We start from the raw sequence: 16,370 nt of genomic DNA, 5'->3' as shown, positions 1-16,370 counted from the left end.
TGGGAGAGGTTGATCGATATGTACTACTTGAGCCCGGAAGTGATGCGCTACTTACAGCAGGTGAATGAGTGCTTACAATACCAGAATCAGCAAATTCAACAGCTGAACGAGTATATTCAATATCAGAATGAGCAAATAAAGCAGCTTAATGACAAAATGGATGGGCTGATGAAGGAAATCAGCGATATGAAGAAAAAGCCCTCCAGTGAACCCTCCATGGTCCGCAACGAATATAAGTTTGACTTGTTAAAGGTGGAGAAACTCGAAGGTACGTTGAACATTGGCATTAACCCGAATGCAAAGGATTCGGACTCTTCTATAGACGAGTATTCAGTCGGACAGTCGGTAAGTACGCCATCCTCGGATGACACAAGTTCTTCACCGGATTATGAAGGGGTTCAAAGTCAGGTTGATGATTATTTCAGCGGCGATGCTTACCGGGCTTTGGAGTATTACGAGCAGATGTATCAGAATCCGCTGGATGAACCGTACCGGAAATTTATTATAGAGGATGTTAAGAAACAAATAGACAAACGAATCCAGTATTATATGGCTAAGATGGGATCGGACCGGAATCATAACGCGATCTTTGAAGAGGTCAAACGCGATATTGAACGCACCTTCGAAGCATTTATCAAAAATTTACCGCGCAGAGACGGAGGGTTCTGATGGAATTTGAAGTGATTAACTGCGAGCTTCATGTCGGCTCTATTGACATTACCTACCTAAGTACCGCATCCGTGTTCCTTGTAGGGGATATCCGGACCATCACCCTGTACGGCGCTTTCGAAACACCTCCGGAAAAAGTGATTGTTGGAGTAACGGTTCTTCCTTTCGTTGAATAGGCGGCATTAAGGCGATGTGAGGAGGGGTAGCATGGACTATAGAGTAACAACTGTTGGTTATATGAAGCTCAACACACTTGGGACCTCGACCGTTCTGGAGGTAGGCGATTCCGAGAAGCTTACCCCGTTTAACTATACGATTGCAGTGCAGAGGGAGCAGGCAATCTTTATCCAGAATGAATTTCGATTCTCCGATTACAGCTTATTCTCCCGGCCGTTATTGGATCCTGTTATTCATGAAAGCTTGTCTATGAAGCGAACCAATGTATCGCCTAACATTCGCGTAGACAGGATCAACATGTTTTTGGTGAACTCTTCTTCTATTGCTCATATCGGTTCAAGCGATAATTTGATCGCCCAGTCACGGATCAAGCATATTCGGCATTTACTGAGAGAAAGACCTGCTGCGACTTAAACCTTTTTGGAAGGGGGAATTGCTTTGCCATCCATTGTACAGTCCGTCAATATTAATACGAACAGCGGGACGGTCAATTTTGGAGATACTTTGAGTATTGTACCTGTATCCAGTACAAAATCGGTTTCAGGTCAGGGCGGAAGCAATACGGGAAATATCGTCAATACGTTGAACGGTCCGAATGTCAATAATGTATTGAATGCGGCTTTAATCGACCAGCCTACTGTACCGTAAGTCATGAACTGTCAGCCAATGAGGGGGTAGGCAACTATGGATCCGAGGAATCATCCCTTTTCACAATTTGACTGGAATGAATTTGAGAAGTACTTTCAAGGCATCTTACCGCAAAATTCCGATATATCCAAGAAGACCAATTGGATTGAGGATTATGTACGTCAGGTATTGAAGGACAACGTGCCCGACATGCAATCCGCTTCCAATGCCAAGCGTTATGATACCGAAATTATGGAGACGGTTGAACATCTGCTGTTTAAAATAAAAATCCCCGATAGGACTGAAGCCCAGAAGCTGAAGGTTTTTACGGCGAACCATCAGATCAAGCTTGAAAGCAAGGATAACCGGGAAATCCAATGGTTTCGTCTCCCGCATCCTGTGGATCCGGCGAGCTGTAAAGCCGTTTACAAGGAAGGGGCTCTGCAGCTGCTGCTTCGCAAGCTGGGAAAGGAAGAGCCGTTCTATCAAGCAACCATTGAGTTTCCGTAACAGGAGAGTGAAAGAAAGGGCAGAGGACACCATTCCCCTGCCTCTTTTTGCCGCAACTTAGTAAAGAACTGGAACCCTACGCAAAAAGGGTCTGACCCACTCGGCTAAGTACGGGACAGGCCTTATATTTAAAGAGCCTGTACTTACTTTTGCTGCGGAATGCAGTATAAACGTCCCGTTTCCTCCCAAATCTCCCCAGGATTCAAGGAAATCAAGCCGATGTCTTCGGATGGGAGGGAAAACGAAGGAGCATTCACGAGATTGATCTGCGGCTCCGGACAGAAGAAGCCCTCCGTCGCGTTGTTATTCCAAATCATCCAGTGCTTGAACGACGTACCTACATCATATACAAGAGTAACTTGATTGCGGGTATCGGTCAGCTCCATCCGGTTGCGCCCGTTGCGGGGCTGGGACGTGTAATGGTTGTCCATCGCCTCAAAAAAAGGAGAGATCCCCGTTGTTCTCATAAGCTCTTCGTCGGCCGTCAACGGCTGATATTGACCGGTTGGCAGCATGCGATCATTCAGAGCCCAGCGGCGTCCGGTGGTCAGTGTAAAGCGATAATCCGATGCCTGACTGTTGGCGGCGAACGGCGCATTGATGGAGGTATGGAATGCTAACAGGCAAGGCATGGACTCGTGTCCGTCGTTACGAACGAGAATATGCTGGTGCAGGCCCAACTCGTTCACGGTATAGCTGAGCTTGATTGTAAATTCATGAGGGAAGTAGCGATAGACCGGATGGTTCGTATCAACCTTCTGTACCAGAGTGATTCGGCTAGCATAAGGATCTGCATGGAATTGCTCCACTTCCCAAGGGATATTGTGCAAAAATCCGTGAAGATGATTGCCTGTGCTCGGTTCATTGACAGGAAACTCATAGCGTTTTCCATTCCATGGAAATTTGCCGTCCTCATACCGGTTCGGAGGAAACAGGACGGGTATTCCGTGAATGATCGGTTTTTCCTTGAAAGCAGCCATTTCCTCCGGTGCAGGCTCATGCAAAAAACGGTATTGGTTTACGGTATCGCGAAAGGCAATGCAATTCCCGCCGATCTCGGGTAAAATAATAGCTTCATAGGGACCATACGCCAAGAATACTGCGCGTTCCCCCTGATATGTCGCCTCATAAGCTTTGGATTGTATTGGTTCCATAACTGCCTCCTGTTTTCTATGTAGAATCTCTTCCCAGAATACCATAAGGAGCAGAGAAGTAGAATGGATATAGTTAAAAAAGAATCAAACATTTGGTAAAAAGAGGAATAGGCGACGATTCTCACGAATTACCTTATCGAGGTGACGAATCCATGGTTGAAAAGTATCCATTGGCCAATGAGCCAGGCCGTACGATGGTTGTTTTCGTGAAAGACGGTAAGTTTTATGGGCATATTGTGAAGGATAAAACGGATAAAGCTCCAGCCAAGTTTGTTTTTGAGACACCAAGGTTTCTTACGTTAGAGGAATTAAAGGCGGAATATCCCTCAGCGGATACGAAATAGCAGACAGACAAACAAGCCGGTTACCCAGGAGGACCGGCTTGCGTGATTTATTTCGTACATGTAAGGGCCATTCTACTTCAACAGGCCCATTAATGTTGTGACGGTTTTCCTTTGATGCGGAAGCGGCGGGTTCAGCTTGTTACGGTCGATCAGCTCATTTAGCATATAAGGAATCCATTTGCCGCCGGCCGCATTCAGACGTATCATATAAGCGATCTGGGCTTCCAGATGCTTAGGCTGACTGGACATGGCTATATTAAGCAGCTGCTCATACAGCTTACTAACGACCGGAGTATAAGCGGAAGCCAGATCCGGGATCAGGGAGAGGACCGTTTGCCAGGTTTGAGGCTCATCGACCCAAACCAAGTTCAGCTTATATCCTTCGTCTTCGGTTTTAAGCAAATATTGCTTGGAGAGAAGAAAAGCATAATCCTCCTCATGGGCTTTCTTATCGGGAAGCTCTCCTTTCATAAAGGCGTGACATAGCTGTGCATCCTTGAATGTCAGACTTCTCCAGCCCGGACGGTCACTCCAATGCGTATCAAACTGCCAGAGGGATAAGCTCCCGCCCCCATTGCGTGTCATGGCACCATTAAAGGCGTATTTGCCGGGCTCGAAGCCGAGGTCCTCTAAGGGTTCTTGCTTCAACTGAGCGTATGCGATATATCGTCCGCCGTCTTTACGAACGGGAAGGATAAGTTTTCCCTCCGGCGCCATGGAGAGAATGGAAGAGCCTTGCCTTTCTATATCCTTGGGCAGCAAGGTCCAGAGAAGAAATTCGTAATCCCTATCGGGATAATACAATGAAGTCGCTTCGATATCCTTGCGAACATCCATCAACGCTTCATAGTGGAGATCGGCGAGCTGCGCTGCACTAGCATTATAGAGCTCGTGGATGGCTTGAAGTTGCTCCCGCGTGTAATCCCAAATAATAAAATCGGTCCTGTACTTGTTCGAACCGGCTTCCGTCACGAATCCGTACTCCTCCAAATAACGTACCTCATCCTCAATAAAATGGGCAGGCGTGCCGAGCTCTACGGCAAGCTCATGAACGCTCATGGGCTTGTGATACATAGCGTAAACGATATTTTGGGTCAAGCTTCTTTTCAAAAAGTCAAAGGTTTCTCCCAGCTTACCCGGTTGACCGCTGTGACCTGTACCTGTTAATTGAATGGGGTTGAAGCTCAACTGTCCGCTTGGGCGCATGCGATTCATTCCCTTCTTGATTTCCTTCTTGGCATCATGGAGATGCCACTTCACCGTTCCTAATGGAATGCCTAGGGAGACGGCAATTTCCTGCTGCTTGAGGCCTTCGTAGTAGTACTTGACTACAACTTGTCTCTGTATGCTGGACAGGTAGGCGAGCTCACGGCGCAGCATTTGATAGTGCTCATTGTTGATCAGCTGATCGACCGGCTGCGGCCCGGAACAGGACAACTCATCCAAGAATCCGTTCATTTCCAGGCTCACCGGCTGGCCGCTGCGTTTTTTCAGCCAATGAAACCAGGTATATTTCGCAACGGTCCAAATGTAGGAGTCAAGCTGATCAATCCTGATGCCAGATGAAATAGATTTGACAAGCTGGAGCAAAATGTCTTGAGCCAAATCCTCGGCTTCCTCCCGATTGTGCGTTCGATTCAGGGCGAATCCGAATATGGGTTTGGCGTACTGCCGGAGGATATCCGACGTCGTTTCGGTCGAATGAGCGCTCATTCTTAACCTCCTTTATGACCGGTCATTAAGATAGTGTCTCTATATCGGAAAAGGTTGGAATCCTCTTGAAAAAATGCAGTGGACTAATAGAAAAAGGGGAAATTGGCACTTTATTTCCTTGTCCCTCCTAGCTTAATATGAGGCTTATGCAAAAGTAAACGTCGAAAGCAGGGGATTCCTATGAATGTACAATCAGTAGAGCTTACTGGAGTTCGGGCCCAGTTACTTCCATTAAACAAAGACCACGCCGAGGAATTGTTTGCGGCCGCGGCGCATCCGGATATCTGGACCTATCTTCCAGAGAAAATTGATTCTATAGAGGACACACGCAAATGGATAGAAAAGGCTTTGGCCGAACAGGAAAAAGGGGGAGAGCTTCCCTTTGTCGTACGGGATCAAGAAACAGGAAGGCTCGTCGGCTCTACACGCTATATCCAAATCGCCCCGGCTCATCGCAGCCTGGAAATCGGTTGGACATGGTACCATCCGTCCGTATGGAGGACGCGCATCAACACGGAGTGCAAATATTTGCTGCTGAGGCACGCCTTCGAGGATTTGCACGCCGTACGTGTGCAATTTTGTGCAGATAAGCGAAACGCCCGGTCCAACCAAGCGATTCAAAGGCTGGGAGCAACCAAGGAGGGAGAGCTGCGGCGGAACCGGATATTGAACGATGGTTATATACGCGATACCTGCGTGTACAGCATATTGGAGGAAGAATGGCCTCAAATCAAGCTGAAGCTGGAGAGCTACTTGAGATGATAAGGAGAAAAGGAAGGTTTGCAGCGTCCAGCTGAATGGTATAATTTTGTAATCATTTTGTAATCTGTTTTTTACCTGGATTTAATGTTCAAGGTCTATAATGTACTCAAGACCCCCTTTTTAATATATATAACCTTAAGGCTCGCATCCCGTTGATGCGGGTCTCTTTTTTTGTAAAGGGATTGATGAAGGATTTAGGAGTTCCTTTAACGAATACTTCTTGAAATATGGAATTTATTGGGGAATGTTGATGAGGAGAACAGTAATTTCATTTATGGTCCTTGCAAAAAGAAGTCTCGCGGAAGGGGAATGGCTTTGAAGAATCCAACAGAGGCACTTGCAATAGAAGAATCCTTGGCCAGGGAGGATGTTTTCGCCCATTTGAGCCGTGAATGGAATATCGAGGTATGCGGCTATAGCGCTGTTTATAGGGGGCTGTCCAATTGGAAGTGGGTGGTCAACACTCCAGACAATGAGCTGTTCGTCAAATGCTACCACCCCAAACGATACCGGCTTGACGAGCCCAAGCATAAAATATCCATCGCCAGATCCCTGTCCTTCCAACGTTTGTTGCATGAAAGGGCAAATGTATGTCCTGATGTAATGATGCATAACGGGGAAATGATTATACAATCGGACTCGGGCTATTTTTATGTCGTGATGGAGCATTTTGATGGGACCCCTCCCCGTGCCGGCTGTTTGGACGCTAATATGATGTATCGGCTGGGACAGGCTTCAGGGCGAATGCATGCCGTCTTATCTCAATATCCGGAACAAGGGGCCCCGTGGAGACCTGTACTCACTACTATGCAGGAGAAATGGCAAATACAAATGGATCAATCCATGGAGCTGCCGTCTTTGCCGACGCGGCTGAAGCGGGCTCTTGAACGACAGGGGGAGTTATTGCACCAGCTGGATCTATCGATATTTGATACATTGGTACCGGGCTGGGCCCATTGGGATTTATGGGTCGATAATATGCTGATTGGAGCAGACGGTGACATTCGTTTGGTCGACTTCGATACGGTACAATGGGGGTATCCGGAGGTCGATGTTGCGAGAGTGATCCTATCCGGCGCGTTACGTGACGGTCAGCTTCAGATTGGGCCGACGGCGGCGTTCTTGAAGGGCTATCGAGAGGAAAGTCCGTTTGCTCCGGGACGGTTATCATTATCTATGCAATTATTATGGTGCCGGGAAGCGCATTGGTGGCTCAAAACAAACATGGATATGTTCAGCGTACCGCCCAAACGGTTCGCCGAGGAAATGCTCTGGCTGACCGAACATTGGGACCATCTGGATACCTGGTTGGGGCCTGAAGGAATCATGGTGAAATAAGGAAGAGGCATGCGAATGGGCATGCCTCTTATGTTTGTTTGGGAGAAGCCTCCGGTCTTATTCAGCTCTAATCTCCAGCAGCTCGTATTTGATGTCACCCACAGGAGCATTGACAATAATTGTATCTCCTACGGATTTGCCCATGAGCGCGGCGCCCATTGGACTTTCGTAGGATATTTTATTATCAGCAACGTCGGCTTCGGACGGGCCTACAATTTTGTATTCGATTTTCTCGGCGAACTCCACGTCCAGCAGGACGACAACGGAACCAACATTGACAGAGGACGTATCCACTTTATCTACAACACGCGCTCTTTTGAGCATCTTCTCTATGGTGAGAATTCTTGTTTCCATGTGCGACTGCTCTTCCTTGGCGGAATGGTACTCGCTGTTTTCCTTCAGGTCACCATAGCTGATCGCGGTTTTGATGCGGCTGGCAAGCTCTTTTCGTTTTACAGTTTTGAGCTCCTCGAGCTCTTGCTCTAATTTGGCCAGTCCGTCTGGTGTTAAAATAATTTCTTCATGTGCCATCCAAGCATCTCCTATTGTTCTAAATCATTCTCTTTATTGCATTGTACACTATTTCACTTCAGGATGCGAAAATGAAACCGGAATTTTTTCCGAAGGCGTCTCAACGGCTTTTTTTTCATGCAGAACGCGAATGATCCTTCCGGAATATGGAATAAATCGCCCATCCAATAACAGCCGCGATAAACCCAAGTCCGGATAACATCCACCAGAGCTGTCCTTTTAACGGATTTTCTGCAGGCTTTGCCGGCGTATCTGTTTCTGCCGCCTTAGCGACCGCAGCTGAATAACCAATATTCGTCAGCGCCTCCGCTCCAAGGCGTTCTTTCAGCTGCGCAAGGTACAAGCTCTCCGGATTGACCTTGGCTCCCCAGGAATCATACTGGCCCTCGGGCTCCTTGGAGGACATCTTTTTCCCGACACAGCCGATGCACCAGTTCATTGTTCCGGGAGCCTGGGACACGAGAATTTGCGGGGCCTCCACATTCCAGGCGACGGACCAGCCCATAGGCCAGCCGTGCCCGGAGCCTGCTGTCGTTCGATTCATAAATACAATGCCCTCGGCATCATTGCCAGGATTGGTAAAACGGCTGTTATCTACCAGAATGCCTGTCGTCCATCGCTGATGGGGGGCTATTCCGTTTTTCTCCGTGGACGTAAAATTCAAAATGACGATGGGGCCAGTCCCTTGATTTTGCGTGACGAACGCCCAGGAGCCTTTGCCTTTGTTCTGGAAATCATTAGCCTGGCTCTTGTTGAACAATATTTGCGTTCCCGTGCACGTAAAGCTTGCAGGCGCAGCCGAGTCGGTAGAGGAGACCGTATGATTCACTGCCACATTATCTACCGTAATCCGTTTGGAGGCCTTATCGACCGTAAAATTATCCGTACCGTCTTGGATGATGACATTCCTTACCCAGGAGTCGATAATTGCGTTCATATAGACGGCCCTGTATCTTTCCACGGCAGCCGGAGCCTGGATTTTAACATTTTCCAGTCCAACCTGCGATATTCTGCCGGGAAACGTATATTTGGCGACAGTCCCTACCGGGCTGCCCAAATATTTGGAGTCGAAAGAGTCGGTCAACGGGGCGTCGAATGTCAATTTATTGCCCGATATCGATTTGATAACCCGGTCTGTTGTCATTTTGCTGCCGGGAGCGATCCAGGTCTGTGCCTTCCCGTCTCTGACTAATGCATCCATTCCCATAAATTGAATCCAGTCCTTGGTGGCCGTACGGCTGATCAGCACATTATCCCCTTCTTTGAAGCCGGAGGCGCTGCTGACCGTTACGGTATCGGTTCCCGAAGGAACAAAGGAGTCCGCAATATTCGTGCTTACGCCAGATGTATGGGTGCCGGTTCCAGCTAGGTTGAACAGCAGAAAAGGGGTTCCGTTCATTTGAATGACGGTCCCGCCATCACCGGACCCGCTGCCGCGAACAACGACGCCGCTTGTCTTAATATTGATTTGCTTGGTTGTGATAAAAGTCCCCGGACCAAGCAAAAGCGCCCCGCGGAATCCGTCTTTAAGGGGCATGGCCGACACTTCGTTGATCGCATTTTGAATGGCGGTCGTATCGTCGCCGCCGGATGGCTGGATAGTTTTGACGACTGGGACTTCAGGGATTGCAACGCCGCCTCCCATATAACCAGCAGTGGAAAAGTCCATGATGCGGTTACCGGATTCATCTTTTTTATAAACCAGTTTTCCATCCGGTCCGTAGGTTACCCACGCTGACGCAGCTTCGTTACCGGCAGAAAGGCTTACCGGACTGTTCAGAACGGTGAGGGAGAGGATGAAAATGAGCAGGACGAGTACATGCCAACGTTTGCTTTTCAAAACAATCATAGAATCTACCTCCAGGACGCCGCTTTATCTTCTGGCTGCTAATAAAGTTCCGTTCCAGCGGTCATTATCTTTGAAATGAATCATGAAAAATTGCCAACAATTTCAATATACTTGATGTCCGGGCGAAGAGCAACTTGAATGAAAAACTAGAAAATTGTAAGAGATTTCATATATTGACATACGAACATATGTTCTGTACAATTTTAATTGTAATTATTATCCATGTAACGTGGTTCATGAAGTTTACCCGGGTAGAACTGCGTGAGTAGTAACAAAACTAAAAAGGGATGTGTTGTGTATAATGAAATGTTATTCAAAAAGTCTTATTGCAGTTTTCATCATGTTCTTATCGTTATTCCTATTTGCTTCCTTTGCCCAAGCACAAGCGGGTGACAATGATCGTCCTACATTTAATTCGCTCCAGCTATCTTCGAATCAGGCCTCTCCGGATCAACCAGTTACTATAGCAGCGGATGTTACGCCGCCTATTTTAAAATCGCTAAATATATCTAGCATCACTGCAAAAGCAGATGAGAGCGTGACTATTACAGCGGATGTATATGACGAGTCTGAACAAATTTATGTATAGGGTGGATATAAACCCATTAATAGCACCCGTTACTATAATAAGAACTTTAGCCTTTTTCGAAATGACCAGGGCCAGTTTTCAGGTACTATTCGCTTTGACTCTGCTGATAGTAAGGGAGTATATATATTAGATTACATTACTTTGCAAGACTATCATGGAAACCAATATACAATTAGACATTCAACTACAAATAAAGAGGAGACAGCAAACGTCCGCTATGAGGATTTAAGCCGTTATTTTATTTACTATGATGCAACTGTTCCTATGTGGCCGTCTGACAATGTACTTACCGTAACTAATTCAACTTATACGAGTGCAGATCTTCAATGGCAGCATGCGGTTAGTTTATATGAAATTAATCATTATAATATATATAAGGATGGTAACCGGATAGATACGGTTAGTGGTAATGTTTATAAATATCATGTTGATGGTCTTTCTCCAGGCGGATCATATCGGTTTATGGTTGAGGCAAATAATGAGTGGGGGAATAGTATCAACAACCCAACGACGACAGTAACGACAGGAGTATACTTTGATACGACTCCGCCTTACTGGAACCCAGGTGCAAAATTAACGGTTACAGAAGCTAGCTACAAGAGTATAAAGCTGTCTTGGGATCCGGCTCATGATAATGTCGGTGTAAAGCAATATTTGATTTACAGTGATGGTGCTCATTACGCAACTTTGGACAGTAGTATAACGTCGTATAATATATACAATCTAGTTCCAAATAGCATTATTCGGTTTGAGGTTAAGGCTATGGATTATGCTGGAAATATAACCAACCATGGTCTAGCAATTATTTATAAGGTACCTGATGTAATTTCCACTTCGCCAGAAGCTTATTTTGAGACTAACGGAGAATTTATTCAGGCAGGATCTACGTTTGATGTAAACATTGGTGTGAAAGATGCAGTAGATTTATATGGATTTTTATTGAAATTAGATTACGATCCAAACATGTTTGAAATAGAGCAAATTGAACTTCATTCCGAGTTTGGATCCGAAAATGTTGATGCAATAGTAGGAAGAAATGAACCAGGGGCAGCTCACTTCGACCTAACCGGAGTATTGTTAGGAAATGTACAGGGTAAATACGGAAATATTAAGCTGGTGACCGTTAAACTGAATGCTTTGCGCAACGGCAATGGATCCTTATCCCTGTCCACAGAATCACAAATCTCCGATTCGAAAGGTCAACTCACAATGTTGAATCCAGTAAGTTTCAGTATACATGTCGGGGATCTTGATTTTAATCGAGATGGACAAGTCAATCTTAGTGATCTTGTTATCATTTCGCATTATAATGATGTCCGTATGGGCAACCCTTTATATGATCCATTATTTGATTTAAACAACGACGGGGTTATTGATAAGAAAGATATACAGTATGTTGCTGATAAAATAGTTAAGAAGAATTAAAAGCTGTTAGAAGAAAAAGAAGATGGACCAATTGTCTCCATCTTCTTTTTATATTAGAGAATCTATTTCCTTAGGAAGTTACAGGCTCTGTAACAGATTTCACGCTGTCCTTTAAGCTTTTCCATTCGGCCAGCTGCTGTTCCAGCTGCTCAATCAGTTTTTCCATATCACGGGTTAAAATCTCTTTGTCCTCTTCCTGAAGGTTCTTAAGATCGGCAGACTGCGGGGCATGGGCCGGAAGAAAATCCAGCAGACGCTGAAGCTTGCCTTCAATAGGAGCTTTGGCGGGAGCAGCTGTTGCCGATGGAGCTAGAGATGCTACAATCGGTTCCTGCTCGGACATGACCGGTATTTCCTTTTTCACGGTTTCTTTCGGCTCTCTGGGCTCCGCCTTTTTGGCGCGTTCCGCTTTATTCGCCTCGAATGTTGACCAGGTTTCCAGCAGCTCATGGCCGGATTTGTATAAAAGCTTGTCCTTCGTATTTGCCGAGATCGTTTTATCCTTGAATAATCGGGCGATCTTCTTCACGTCGCTGACCGGCATCTCATCCCGGGCTACGATCAAAGCTAGGGAATCGCGATGCTCCAAAGGCAAATCCTTGAGGGGGAGCAGCTGATCCTCCGTCAGCCGGTCCTTTCTAATTTCGGTGCCTGCGACAATGATTTTTTTGACGGCATTGCTGAATTTAAGCAGTTCACATTTATTTTTTATGTAGGCCTCCGGTTTGCCGAGCCGGCTGGATAAAAATTTGGTTGAGCTGCTGAATTTAGGATCGTTAAGCAGCTTATGAAAGGCTTCCGCTTCTTCGATCGGAGAGAACCCTTCCCTGGTCAAGTTTTCCGCAATTTGCTCCAGATAGATCTCCGTTTCATCCGTAATGTCGGAGACGATGCACGGGATGGAGGGGCGGCCGAGCATTTTGCACGCCTTGTAGCGACGGTTGCCGTAAATGATCTTATATCGGCCATCCTTAATGCTTCTGACCTTAATGGGAGAAAGAAGTCCCAGCTCCTCAATGCTTTTCATTAATTCCTGCAGCGCATCTTCATCGAATTGGTATCTGGGTTGATCCGTATCTTCATCTATCAAATGAGTCGGAATTTCAATGATGTCCATCGAAGTCATCTTGTCCTTTCATATAATATAGAAAAACCACCAGAGCTCATGGCGGTTTATAATGGGCATGTACGTTAGCATTCGCAAGGGATTAGCAGTACAGTACATCTAACTTTATCAAGAGATAAACAAATAGTCTATACTTTTTCCGAAAAATACCATATGATTTTTGTGAAACTCTCAGGAAAACCGACAGGAGGACGCCTGGAATGCTGTATCATTTCAGTGAAGAACCGGACATCCGCAGCTTTGTGCCGAGAACATTAGAATACCGTCCGGAGGAGCCGGCCCAAGTATGGGCAATAGATGGGTTTCACGCGGCTCATTACTATTTTCCGAGAAACTGTCCCAGGGTATGTATTTGGGCGGATACGGGCACGTCTGATGAGGATAAGCATCGGTTCTTTGGACAGTCGTCGGTACCGCGGATGATGGCCATAGAGACAGAATGGCTAGAAGCTATGCGAGACACCAAGCTTTATCGATATTCTTTTCATGACCGTGATTTCAAGCTGTATGACGCCAATGCCGGGTATTATACATCATTGCAGGAGGTATCTCCCGTTTCTGTTGAGCCTGTAGGGGATTTACTAACCGAAATAGGTAGGGCTGGGATTGAATTAAGAATCACTCCATCACTACTATCGTTACGTGAAGCAGTTCTCCAATCGACGGTGAATTTTTCTATGATTCGCATGAAGTACGCCAAGGGGTAGAAAGGAGAGAAGCATGAAGCTTATATTAACTTCAGACGGAATCAGCAGCAGCGCCATTGAAAGGCAGATCCTGTCCATACTCGATGCCCCTCCATCTAAACTGAAATCCTGCATCGTCACGACGGCATCCTCCAAAAAGCATCAAAGTCAAACTGCTTTAAACGATCAGGCTCGCCTCCTGCAATTAGGCCTATCCAGCTGCGAGCTCGTAGATATTGAGTTTGACGATCCTCAGATCCTCCGGGAATATGACGTTATTCATCTTAACGGCGGAAACCCGTTCTACCTCCTGCTCCAAATGAAGCGTCGAAATGCGATGGGCCTAATAAGACAACTGGCGGACCAGGGCAACCTTATCGTAGGCGTCAGTGCCGGTGCTATGGTGCTTGCAGATACATTGGAGCATGTGAACGAGCTGAACCGTATCATCGGCTATGAGAATATGGATTTGGAGGAGCTAACGGATTACGATGCGGTCGGATTAACCCGTTGTGCGGTAGTCCCTCATTATAACCGGTTTATTGCGGATAATCCGGATTTTGAACAAAGCTTACAGCAGCTGGAGCTAAGCCGAGGCAGGACTTATGTCAGAATAGAGGATGGCGATGCGCTTGTGATTCAGGACGGCATGGCAAGCTATATTCGTTCTACGGAGGTGTCCTAATCATAGAACTATTTGGAAATAGAGTACCATAATACCCGCGTCGGCCATAGCATGGGAAAGAATGGAGCCGCACAAGCTGCGATATTTGGAGGACATCCAGCCCCAGATCATACCGGCAGCAAATACGGGAATACAGGAAAGCAGTGAAAAAGGAAGTTCGAATAGAGGCAGAAGTACAATGCCATGATACAGACTGTAAAATAAGGAGGAAATCCAAGTGGCACTCTTCTTGCCATGCAGCTTTTGCAATAGAAACCCCCGCCAATACCATTCCTCCAAAATAGGATTAACTAGGGTAAGAACGATGACCAGCCCCAAGGTATCGCCTATGTTCAAGCCTAATTGCCATTCCTGACGGCTTGTTCGCATACAAGCCCTCCCTATCGAATATATATAACTTTAAGTATAGAGATATGGAGAGGAAGGCGACATGGATAAACAAGACTCTTCTTTTGTACGGGGTACGTTCATTCTCACGGCGGCGGCATTCATTACGCGAATACTCGGTTTTTTGAACAGCATCATTTTAGCGCGTTATTTAGGACCGGAAGGTATCGGTTTATTGATGATGGCACATCCGCTTGTCCCAATGATGATCACATTGACCAGTCTTGGGCTGCCTGTCGCCATTTCCAAGCTGGTTGCTGAGGCGGAGGCTCGGGATGATGAGGCGAAGATCAAAAGAATTTTGCAAGTATCGTTAACCTTGACGGTAACGCTAAGTGTGGTACTGACGCTCGGCAGCGTCTTTGGCGCCAAGCCCATCGCTTCCTGGATACTGGCTGATCAACGGGCCTATTATGCGATGCTTGCGATTATTCCGATCACTCCTCTCGTGGCCATATCGTCCGTTCTGAAGGGATATTTTCGCGGCAAACAGAACATGAAGCCGATAGCGATCTCTGATGTAATCGAAAATATCGTCCATATTACCCTGCTGGTAGGGATTATCCAGATGCTGCTGCCTTATGGCATTGAATATGCCGCGGCCGGAGCTGTAATCTGTACCGTGCTTGGCGAGGGCGGGGGATTGATTTACTTAATCATTATGTACTCCCTGCATAAAAAGAAAATCCGCAGAAATCAGCCGGAATCCTCTCATGCCATGCCAAGTAAAAAGGAAACCGTCTATGAGCTCCTGCATATTGGTCTTCCGACGACAGGACAAGGCTTTATCCATTCGATCTACAGAGCGATCAAGCCTGCATTAGTTATCAAAAGCCTGGCCGTGGCAGGGGTGGGTACAGCGCTTGCGACCAAGCAGTACGGACTGCTGGCAGGGTATGCTTTTCCGCTGTTGATGTTTCCTACATTCATCATGCATTCCTTATCTGCAGCCCTAATGCCCTCCATTAGTGAAGCTTATGCAACCTATAACCGCAAGCTGATACACCAGCGGATTGACCAAGCGATTCGTCTTGCCTTCATGATTGGGGCACCCTGCACCCTGGTGCTGTATATGTGGGCAATTCCGTTAACGACGGTCATGTATCATGCCCCGGAAGCAGGGAATCTTCTGAAGCTGTTGGCTCCATTTTTTCTGCTGCATTATTTTGAGGAGCCGTTTCACGCTGTCCTGCTGGGTATCGGTAAAGTGAAGACCGTCATGTGGAACTTCATCATGAGCACCTTGCTTCAAGCGATAGCGATGTATATTTTCGGTTCGGAATGGGGGATTTACGGCGTTGCTACTGGCATCAATTTCGGCATATGCATTATAACCATGCTGAACTTTTTGTCGATATCTACGTTTATCGGCATTTCGCTGGACGTGCGCCATTACCTTAAAACGGCCCTTTGCTTAACGATTATGGCGATTGGGGGCCAAGCGGTTTATGTATTTATGAACCATGCCGGTTATCCGCTTGCGTGGGTCGTTACCGGGTCTATTCTCGCCTCGCTGCTGATGTACTTATTATCCCTTATGGCTACGAATACTTTAAAAATAACGGATCGAAGCGGTTCTGTGAAAGGCTTTTTTACGAAATTGTAGTTCAAATTATCCCCGATTCCTTAGCGGATCGGGGTTTCTTTTTTGCCGCAAAAACTCAACACGAATAAGCTTTGAAGCCTTGGTCCCACTTTGTGGGGATGTTATATTTTGGATATATTTACAAAATAATCGACGAATGATATTATCTAATTACGTAATACAATAATTACGTAAATAAATAATCTGGAGGCG

General features: G+C 46.4%; 19 protein-coding genes. 13 read left to right on the top strand and 6 right to left on the bottom strand.

Features of this window, described 5'->3' with window-relative positions; translation table 11 throughout:
- Positions 1 to 18: 18 nt before the first annotated feature.
- From gerPC to B1728_RS14180, 5 genes are read left to right on the top strand one after another with little or no spacing between them, the layout of a single operon-like run.
- Positions 19 to 669: a spore germination protein GerPC gene (gene gerPC / locus B1728_RS14200; protein WP_079910879.1), complete on the top strand. Its 651-nt coding sequence runs from the start codon at positions 19 to 21 to the stop codon at positions 667 to 669.
- On the top strand, positions 669 to 845 hold the full coding sequence (locus tag B1728_RS14195; RefSeq protein ID WP_079910878.1) for a spore gernimation protein GerPD: 177 nt from the start codon (positions 669 to 671) through the stop codon (positions 843 to 845). Before gerPC ends, B1728_RS14195 begins: the two co-directional genes overlap by 1 nt.
- 31 nt (positions 846 to 876) lie before the next feature.
- Positions 877 to 1,260 carry a spore germination protein GerPE gene (locus tag B1728_RS14190; RefSeq protein ID WP_079910877.1) on the top strand — a complete coding sequence of 128 codons (384 nt, stop codon included), beginning with the start codon at positions 877 to 879 and terminating at the stop codon, positions 1,258 to 1,260.
- Positions 1,261 to 1,284: 24 nt separating this feature from the next.
- A complete protein-coding gene (locus B1728_RS14185) occupies positions 1,285 to 1,494 on the top strand; it encodes a spore germination protein (RefSeq protein WP_079910876.1) in 210 nt (69 codons plus the stop codon).
- A gap of 36 nt (positions 1,495 to 1,530) precedes the next feature.
- A complete protein-coding gene (locus tag B1728_RS14180) occupies positions 1,531 to 1,983 on the top strand; it encodes an Hsp20/alpha crystallin family protein (RefSeq protein ID WP_079910875.1) in 453 nt (150 codons plus the stop codon).
- A gap of 143 nt (positions 1,984 to 2,126) precedes the next feature.
- Here the strand turns inward: B1728_RS14180 and B1728_RS14175 are convergent, their stop codons facing one another.
- The gene (locus B1728_RS14175) at positions 2,127 to 3,137 is read right to left on the bottom strand and encodes an aldose 1-epimerase (RefSeq protein WP_079910874.1); all 1,011 of its coding nucleotides are present in this window, start codon (positions 3,135 to 3,137) and stop codon (positions 2,127 to 2,129) included.
- Between the two features lie 152 nt (positions 3,138 to 3,289).
- On the opposite strand from B1728_RS14175, the gene B1728_RS14170 reads away from it, so the two are divergent.
- A complete protein-coding gene (locus tag B1728_RS14170; RefSeq protein ID WP_079910873.1) occupies positions 3,290 to 3,481 on the top strand; it encodes a hypothetical protein in 192 nt (63 codons plus the stop codon).
- Between the two features lie 72 nt (positions 3,482 to 3,553).
- Here the strand turns inward: B1728_RS14170 and B1728_RS14165 are convergent, their stop codons facing one another.
- Positions 3,554 to 5,194 carry an RNA polymerase sigma factor gene (locus tag B1728_RS14165; RefSeq protein WP_079910872.1) on the bottom strand — a complete coding sequence of 547 codons (1,641 nt, stop codon included), beginning with the start codon at positions 5,192 to 5,194 and terminating at the stop codon, positions 3,554 to 3,556.
- A gap of 180 nt (positions 5,195 to 5,374) precedes the next feature.
- On the opposite strand from B1728_RS14165, the gene B1728_RS14160 reads away from it, so the two are divergent.
- Both B1728_RS14160 and B1728_RS14155 read left to right on the top strand, forming a co-directional pair.
- A complete protein-coding gene (locus tag B1728_RS14160; protein ID WP_079910871.1) occupies positions 5,375 to 5,956 on the top strand; it encodes a GNAT family N-acetyltransferase in 582 nt (193 codons plus the stop codon).
- A 315-nt stretch (positions 5,957 to 6,271) separates the two neighbouring features.
- Positions 6,272 to 7,294, top strand: coding sequence for a phosphotransferase enzyme family protein (locus B1728_RS14155; RefSeq protein WP_179136012.1), 1,023 nt, complete (start codon positions 6,272 to 6,274; stop codon positions 7,292 to 7,294).
- A 57-nt stretch (positions 7,295 to 7,351) separates the two neighbouring features.
- Here the strand turns inward: B1728_RS14155 and greA are convergent, their stop codons facing one another.
- On the bottom strand, positions 7,352 to 7,825 hold the full coding sequence (gene greA, locus B1728_RS14150; RefSeq protein ID WP_079910869.1) for a transcription elongation factor GreA: 474 nt from the start codon (positions 7,823 to 7,825) through the stop codon (positions 7,352 to 7,354).
- Positions 7,826 to 7,940: 115 nt separating this feature from the next.
- Positions 7,941 to 9,674: a hypothetical protein gene (locus B1728_RS14145; RefSeq protein WP_079910868.1), complete on the bottom strand. Its 1,734-nt coding sequence runs from the start codon at positions 9,672 to 9,674 to the stop codon at positions 7,941 to 7,943.
- Between the two features lie 301 nt (positions 9,675 to 9,975).
- On the opposite strand from B1728_RS14145, the gene B1728_RS14140 reads away from it, so the two are divergent.
- Together B1728_RS14140 and B1728_RS14135 are read left to right on the top strand one after the other, a co-directional pair.
- Positions 9,976 to 10,263 (top strand): hypothetical protein, encoded by a 288-nt coding sequence (locus B1728_RS14140; RefSeq protein ID WP_079910867.1) that lies wholly within the window; start codon positions 9,976 to 9,978, stop codon positions 10,261 to 10,263.
- 141 nt (positions 10,264 to 10,404) lie between these two features.
- Entirely contained in the window at positions 10,405 to 11,688 is a 1,284-nt protein-coding gene (locus B1728_RS14135) for a fibronectin type III domain-containing protein (protein WP_144027861.1), read from the top strand.
- 70 nt (positions 11,689 to 11,758) lie between these two features.
- On the opposite strand, the gene B1728_RS14130 is transcribed toward B1728_RS14135, so the two are convergent.
- Positions 11,759 to 12,805 carry a ParB/RepB/Spo0J family partition protein gene (locus B1728_RS14130; RefSeq protein ID WP_079910865.1) on the bottom strand — a complete coding sequence of 349 codons (1,047 nt, stop codon included), beginning with the start codon at positions 12,803 to 12,805 and terminating at the stop codon, positions 11,759 to 11,761.
- A gap of 209 nt (positions 12,806 to 13,014) precedes the next feature.
- Between B1728_RS14130 and B1728_RS14125 the strand changes: the two genes are divergently transcribed.
- Together B1728_RS14125 and B1728_RS14120 are read left to right on the top strand one after the other, a co-directional pair.
- A complete protein-coding gene (locus B1728_RS14125; protein WP_079910864.1) occupies positions 13,015 to 13,521 on the top strand; it encodes a DUF6886 family protein in 507 nt (168 codons plus the stop codon).
- A gap of 13 nt (positions 13,522 to 13,534) precedes the next feature.
- Complete coding sequence (locus B1728_RS14120) at positions 13,535 to 14,185, top strand: Type 1 glutamine amidotransferase-like domain-containing protein (RefSeq protein ID WP_079910863.1); 651 nt, start codon at positions 13,535 to 13,537, stop codon at positions 14,183 to 14,185.
- Here B1728_RS14120 and B1728_RS14115 read toward each other — a convergent pair whose 3' ends face one another.
- On the bottom strand, positions 14,186 to 14,554 hold the full coding sequence (locus tag B1728_RS14115; RefSeq protein ID WP_079910862.1) for a CPBP family intramembrane glutamic endopeptidase: 369 nt from the start codon (positions 14,552 to 14,554) through the stop codon (positions 14,186 to 14,188).
- A 61-nt stretch (positions 14,555 to 14,615) separates the two neighbouring features.
- Between B1728_RS14115 and spoVB the strand changes: the two genes are divergently transcribed.
- Entirely contained in the window at positions 14,616 to 16,178 is a 1,563-nt protein-coding gene (gene spoVB / locus B1728_RS14110; protein WP_079910861.1) for a stage V sporulation protein B, read from the top strand.
- The last annotated feature ends 192 nt before the right edge of the window (positions 16,179 to 16,370 follow it).

It is taken from the genome of Paenibacillus sp. 32352 (genome assembly GCF_002042965.1).
In the GTDB taxonomy this organism is placed as follows: domain Bacteria; phylum Bacillota; class Bacilli; order Paenibacillales; family NBRC-103111; genus Paenibacillus_S; species Paenibacillus_S vulneris.
The sequence above is the reverse complement of the archived record's forward strand: the minus strand, read 5'-3'. Positions and strand labels throughout refer to the sequence as shown.

Excerpts from the sequence above, each read along its gene's own strand:
- B1728_RS14120 (WP_079910863.1), top strand. The coding sequence starts at position 13,535 with ATGAAGCTTATATTAACTTCAGACGGAATCAGCAGCAGCGCCATTGAA.
- gerPC (WP_079910879.1), top strand. The coding sequence starts at position 19 with ATGTACTACTTGAGCCCGGAAGTGATGCGCTACTTACAGCAGGTGAAT.
- B1728_RS14190 (WP_079910877.1), top strand. The coding sequence starts at position 877 with ATGGACTATAGAGTAACAACTGTTGGTTATATGAAGCTCAACACACTT.
- spoVB (WP_079910861.1), top strand. The coding sequence starts at position 14,616 with ATGGATAAACAAGACTCTTCTTTTGTACGGGGTACGTTCATTCTCACG.
- B1728_RS14165 (WP_079910872.1), bottom strand. The coding sequence starts at position 5,194 with ATGAGCGCTCATTCGACCGAAACGACGTCGGATATCCTCCGGCAGTAC.
- B1728_RS14145 (WP_079910868.1), bottom strand. The coding sequence starts at position 9,674 with ATGATTGTTTTGAAAAGCAAACGTTGGCATGTACTCGTCCTGCTCATT.
- B1728_RS14180 (WP_079910875.1), top strand. The coding sequence starts at position 1,531 with ATGGATCCGAGGAATCATCCCTTTTCACAATTTGACTGGAATGAATTT.
- B1728_RS14195 (WP_079910878.1), top strand. The coding sequence starts at position 669 with ATGGAATTTGAAGTGATTAACTGCGAGCTTCATGTCGGCTCTATTGAC.
- B1728_RS14170 (WP_079910873.1), top strand. The coding sequence starts at position 3,290 with ATGGTTGAAAAGTATCCATTGGCCAATGAGCCAGGCCGTACGATGGTT.
- B1728_RS14130 (WP_079910865.1), bottom strand. The coding sequence starts at position 12,805 with ATGGACATCATTGAAATTCCGACTCATTTGATAGATGAAGATACGGAT.
- B1728_RS14115 (WP_079910862.1), bottom strand. The coding sequence starts at position 14,554 with ATGCGAACAAGCCGTCAGGAATGGCAATTAGGCTTGAACATAGGCGAT.
- greA (WP_079910869.1), bottom strand. The coding sequence starts at position 7,825 with ATGGCACATGAAGAAATTATTTTAACACCAGACGGACTGGCCAAATTA.
- B1728_RS14160 (WP_079910871.1), top strand. The coding sequence starts at position 5,375 with ATGAATGTACAATCAGTAGAGCTTACTGGAGTTCGGGCCCAGTTACTT.
- B1728_RS14125 (WP_079910864.1), top strand. The coding sequence starts at position 13,015 with ATGCTGTATCATTTCAGTGAAGAACCGGACATCCGCAGCTTTGTGCCG.
- B1728_RS14140 (WP_079910867.1), top strand. The coding sequence starts at position 9,976 with ATGAAATGTTATTCAAAAAGTCTTATTGCAGTTTTCATCATGTTCTTA.
- B1728_RS14175 (WP_079910874.1), bottom strand. The coding sequence starts at position 3,137 with ATGGAACCAATACAATCCAAAGCTTATGAGGCGACATATCAGGGGGAA.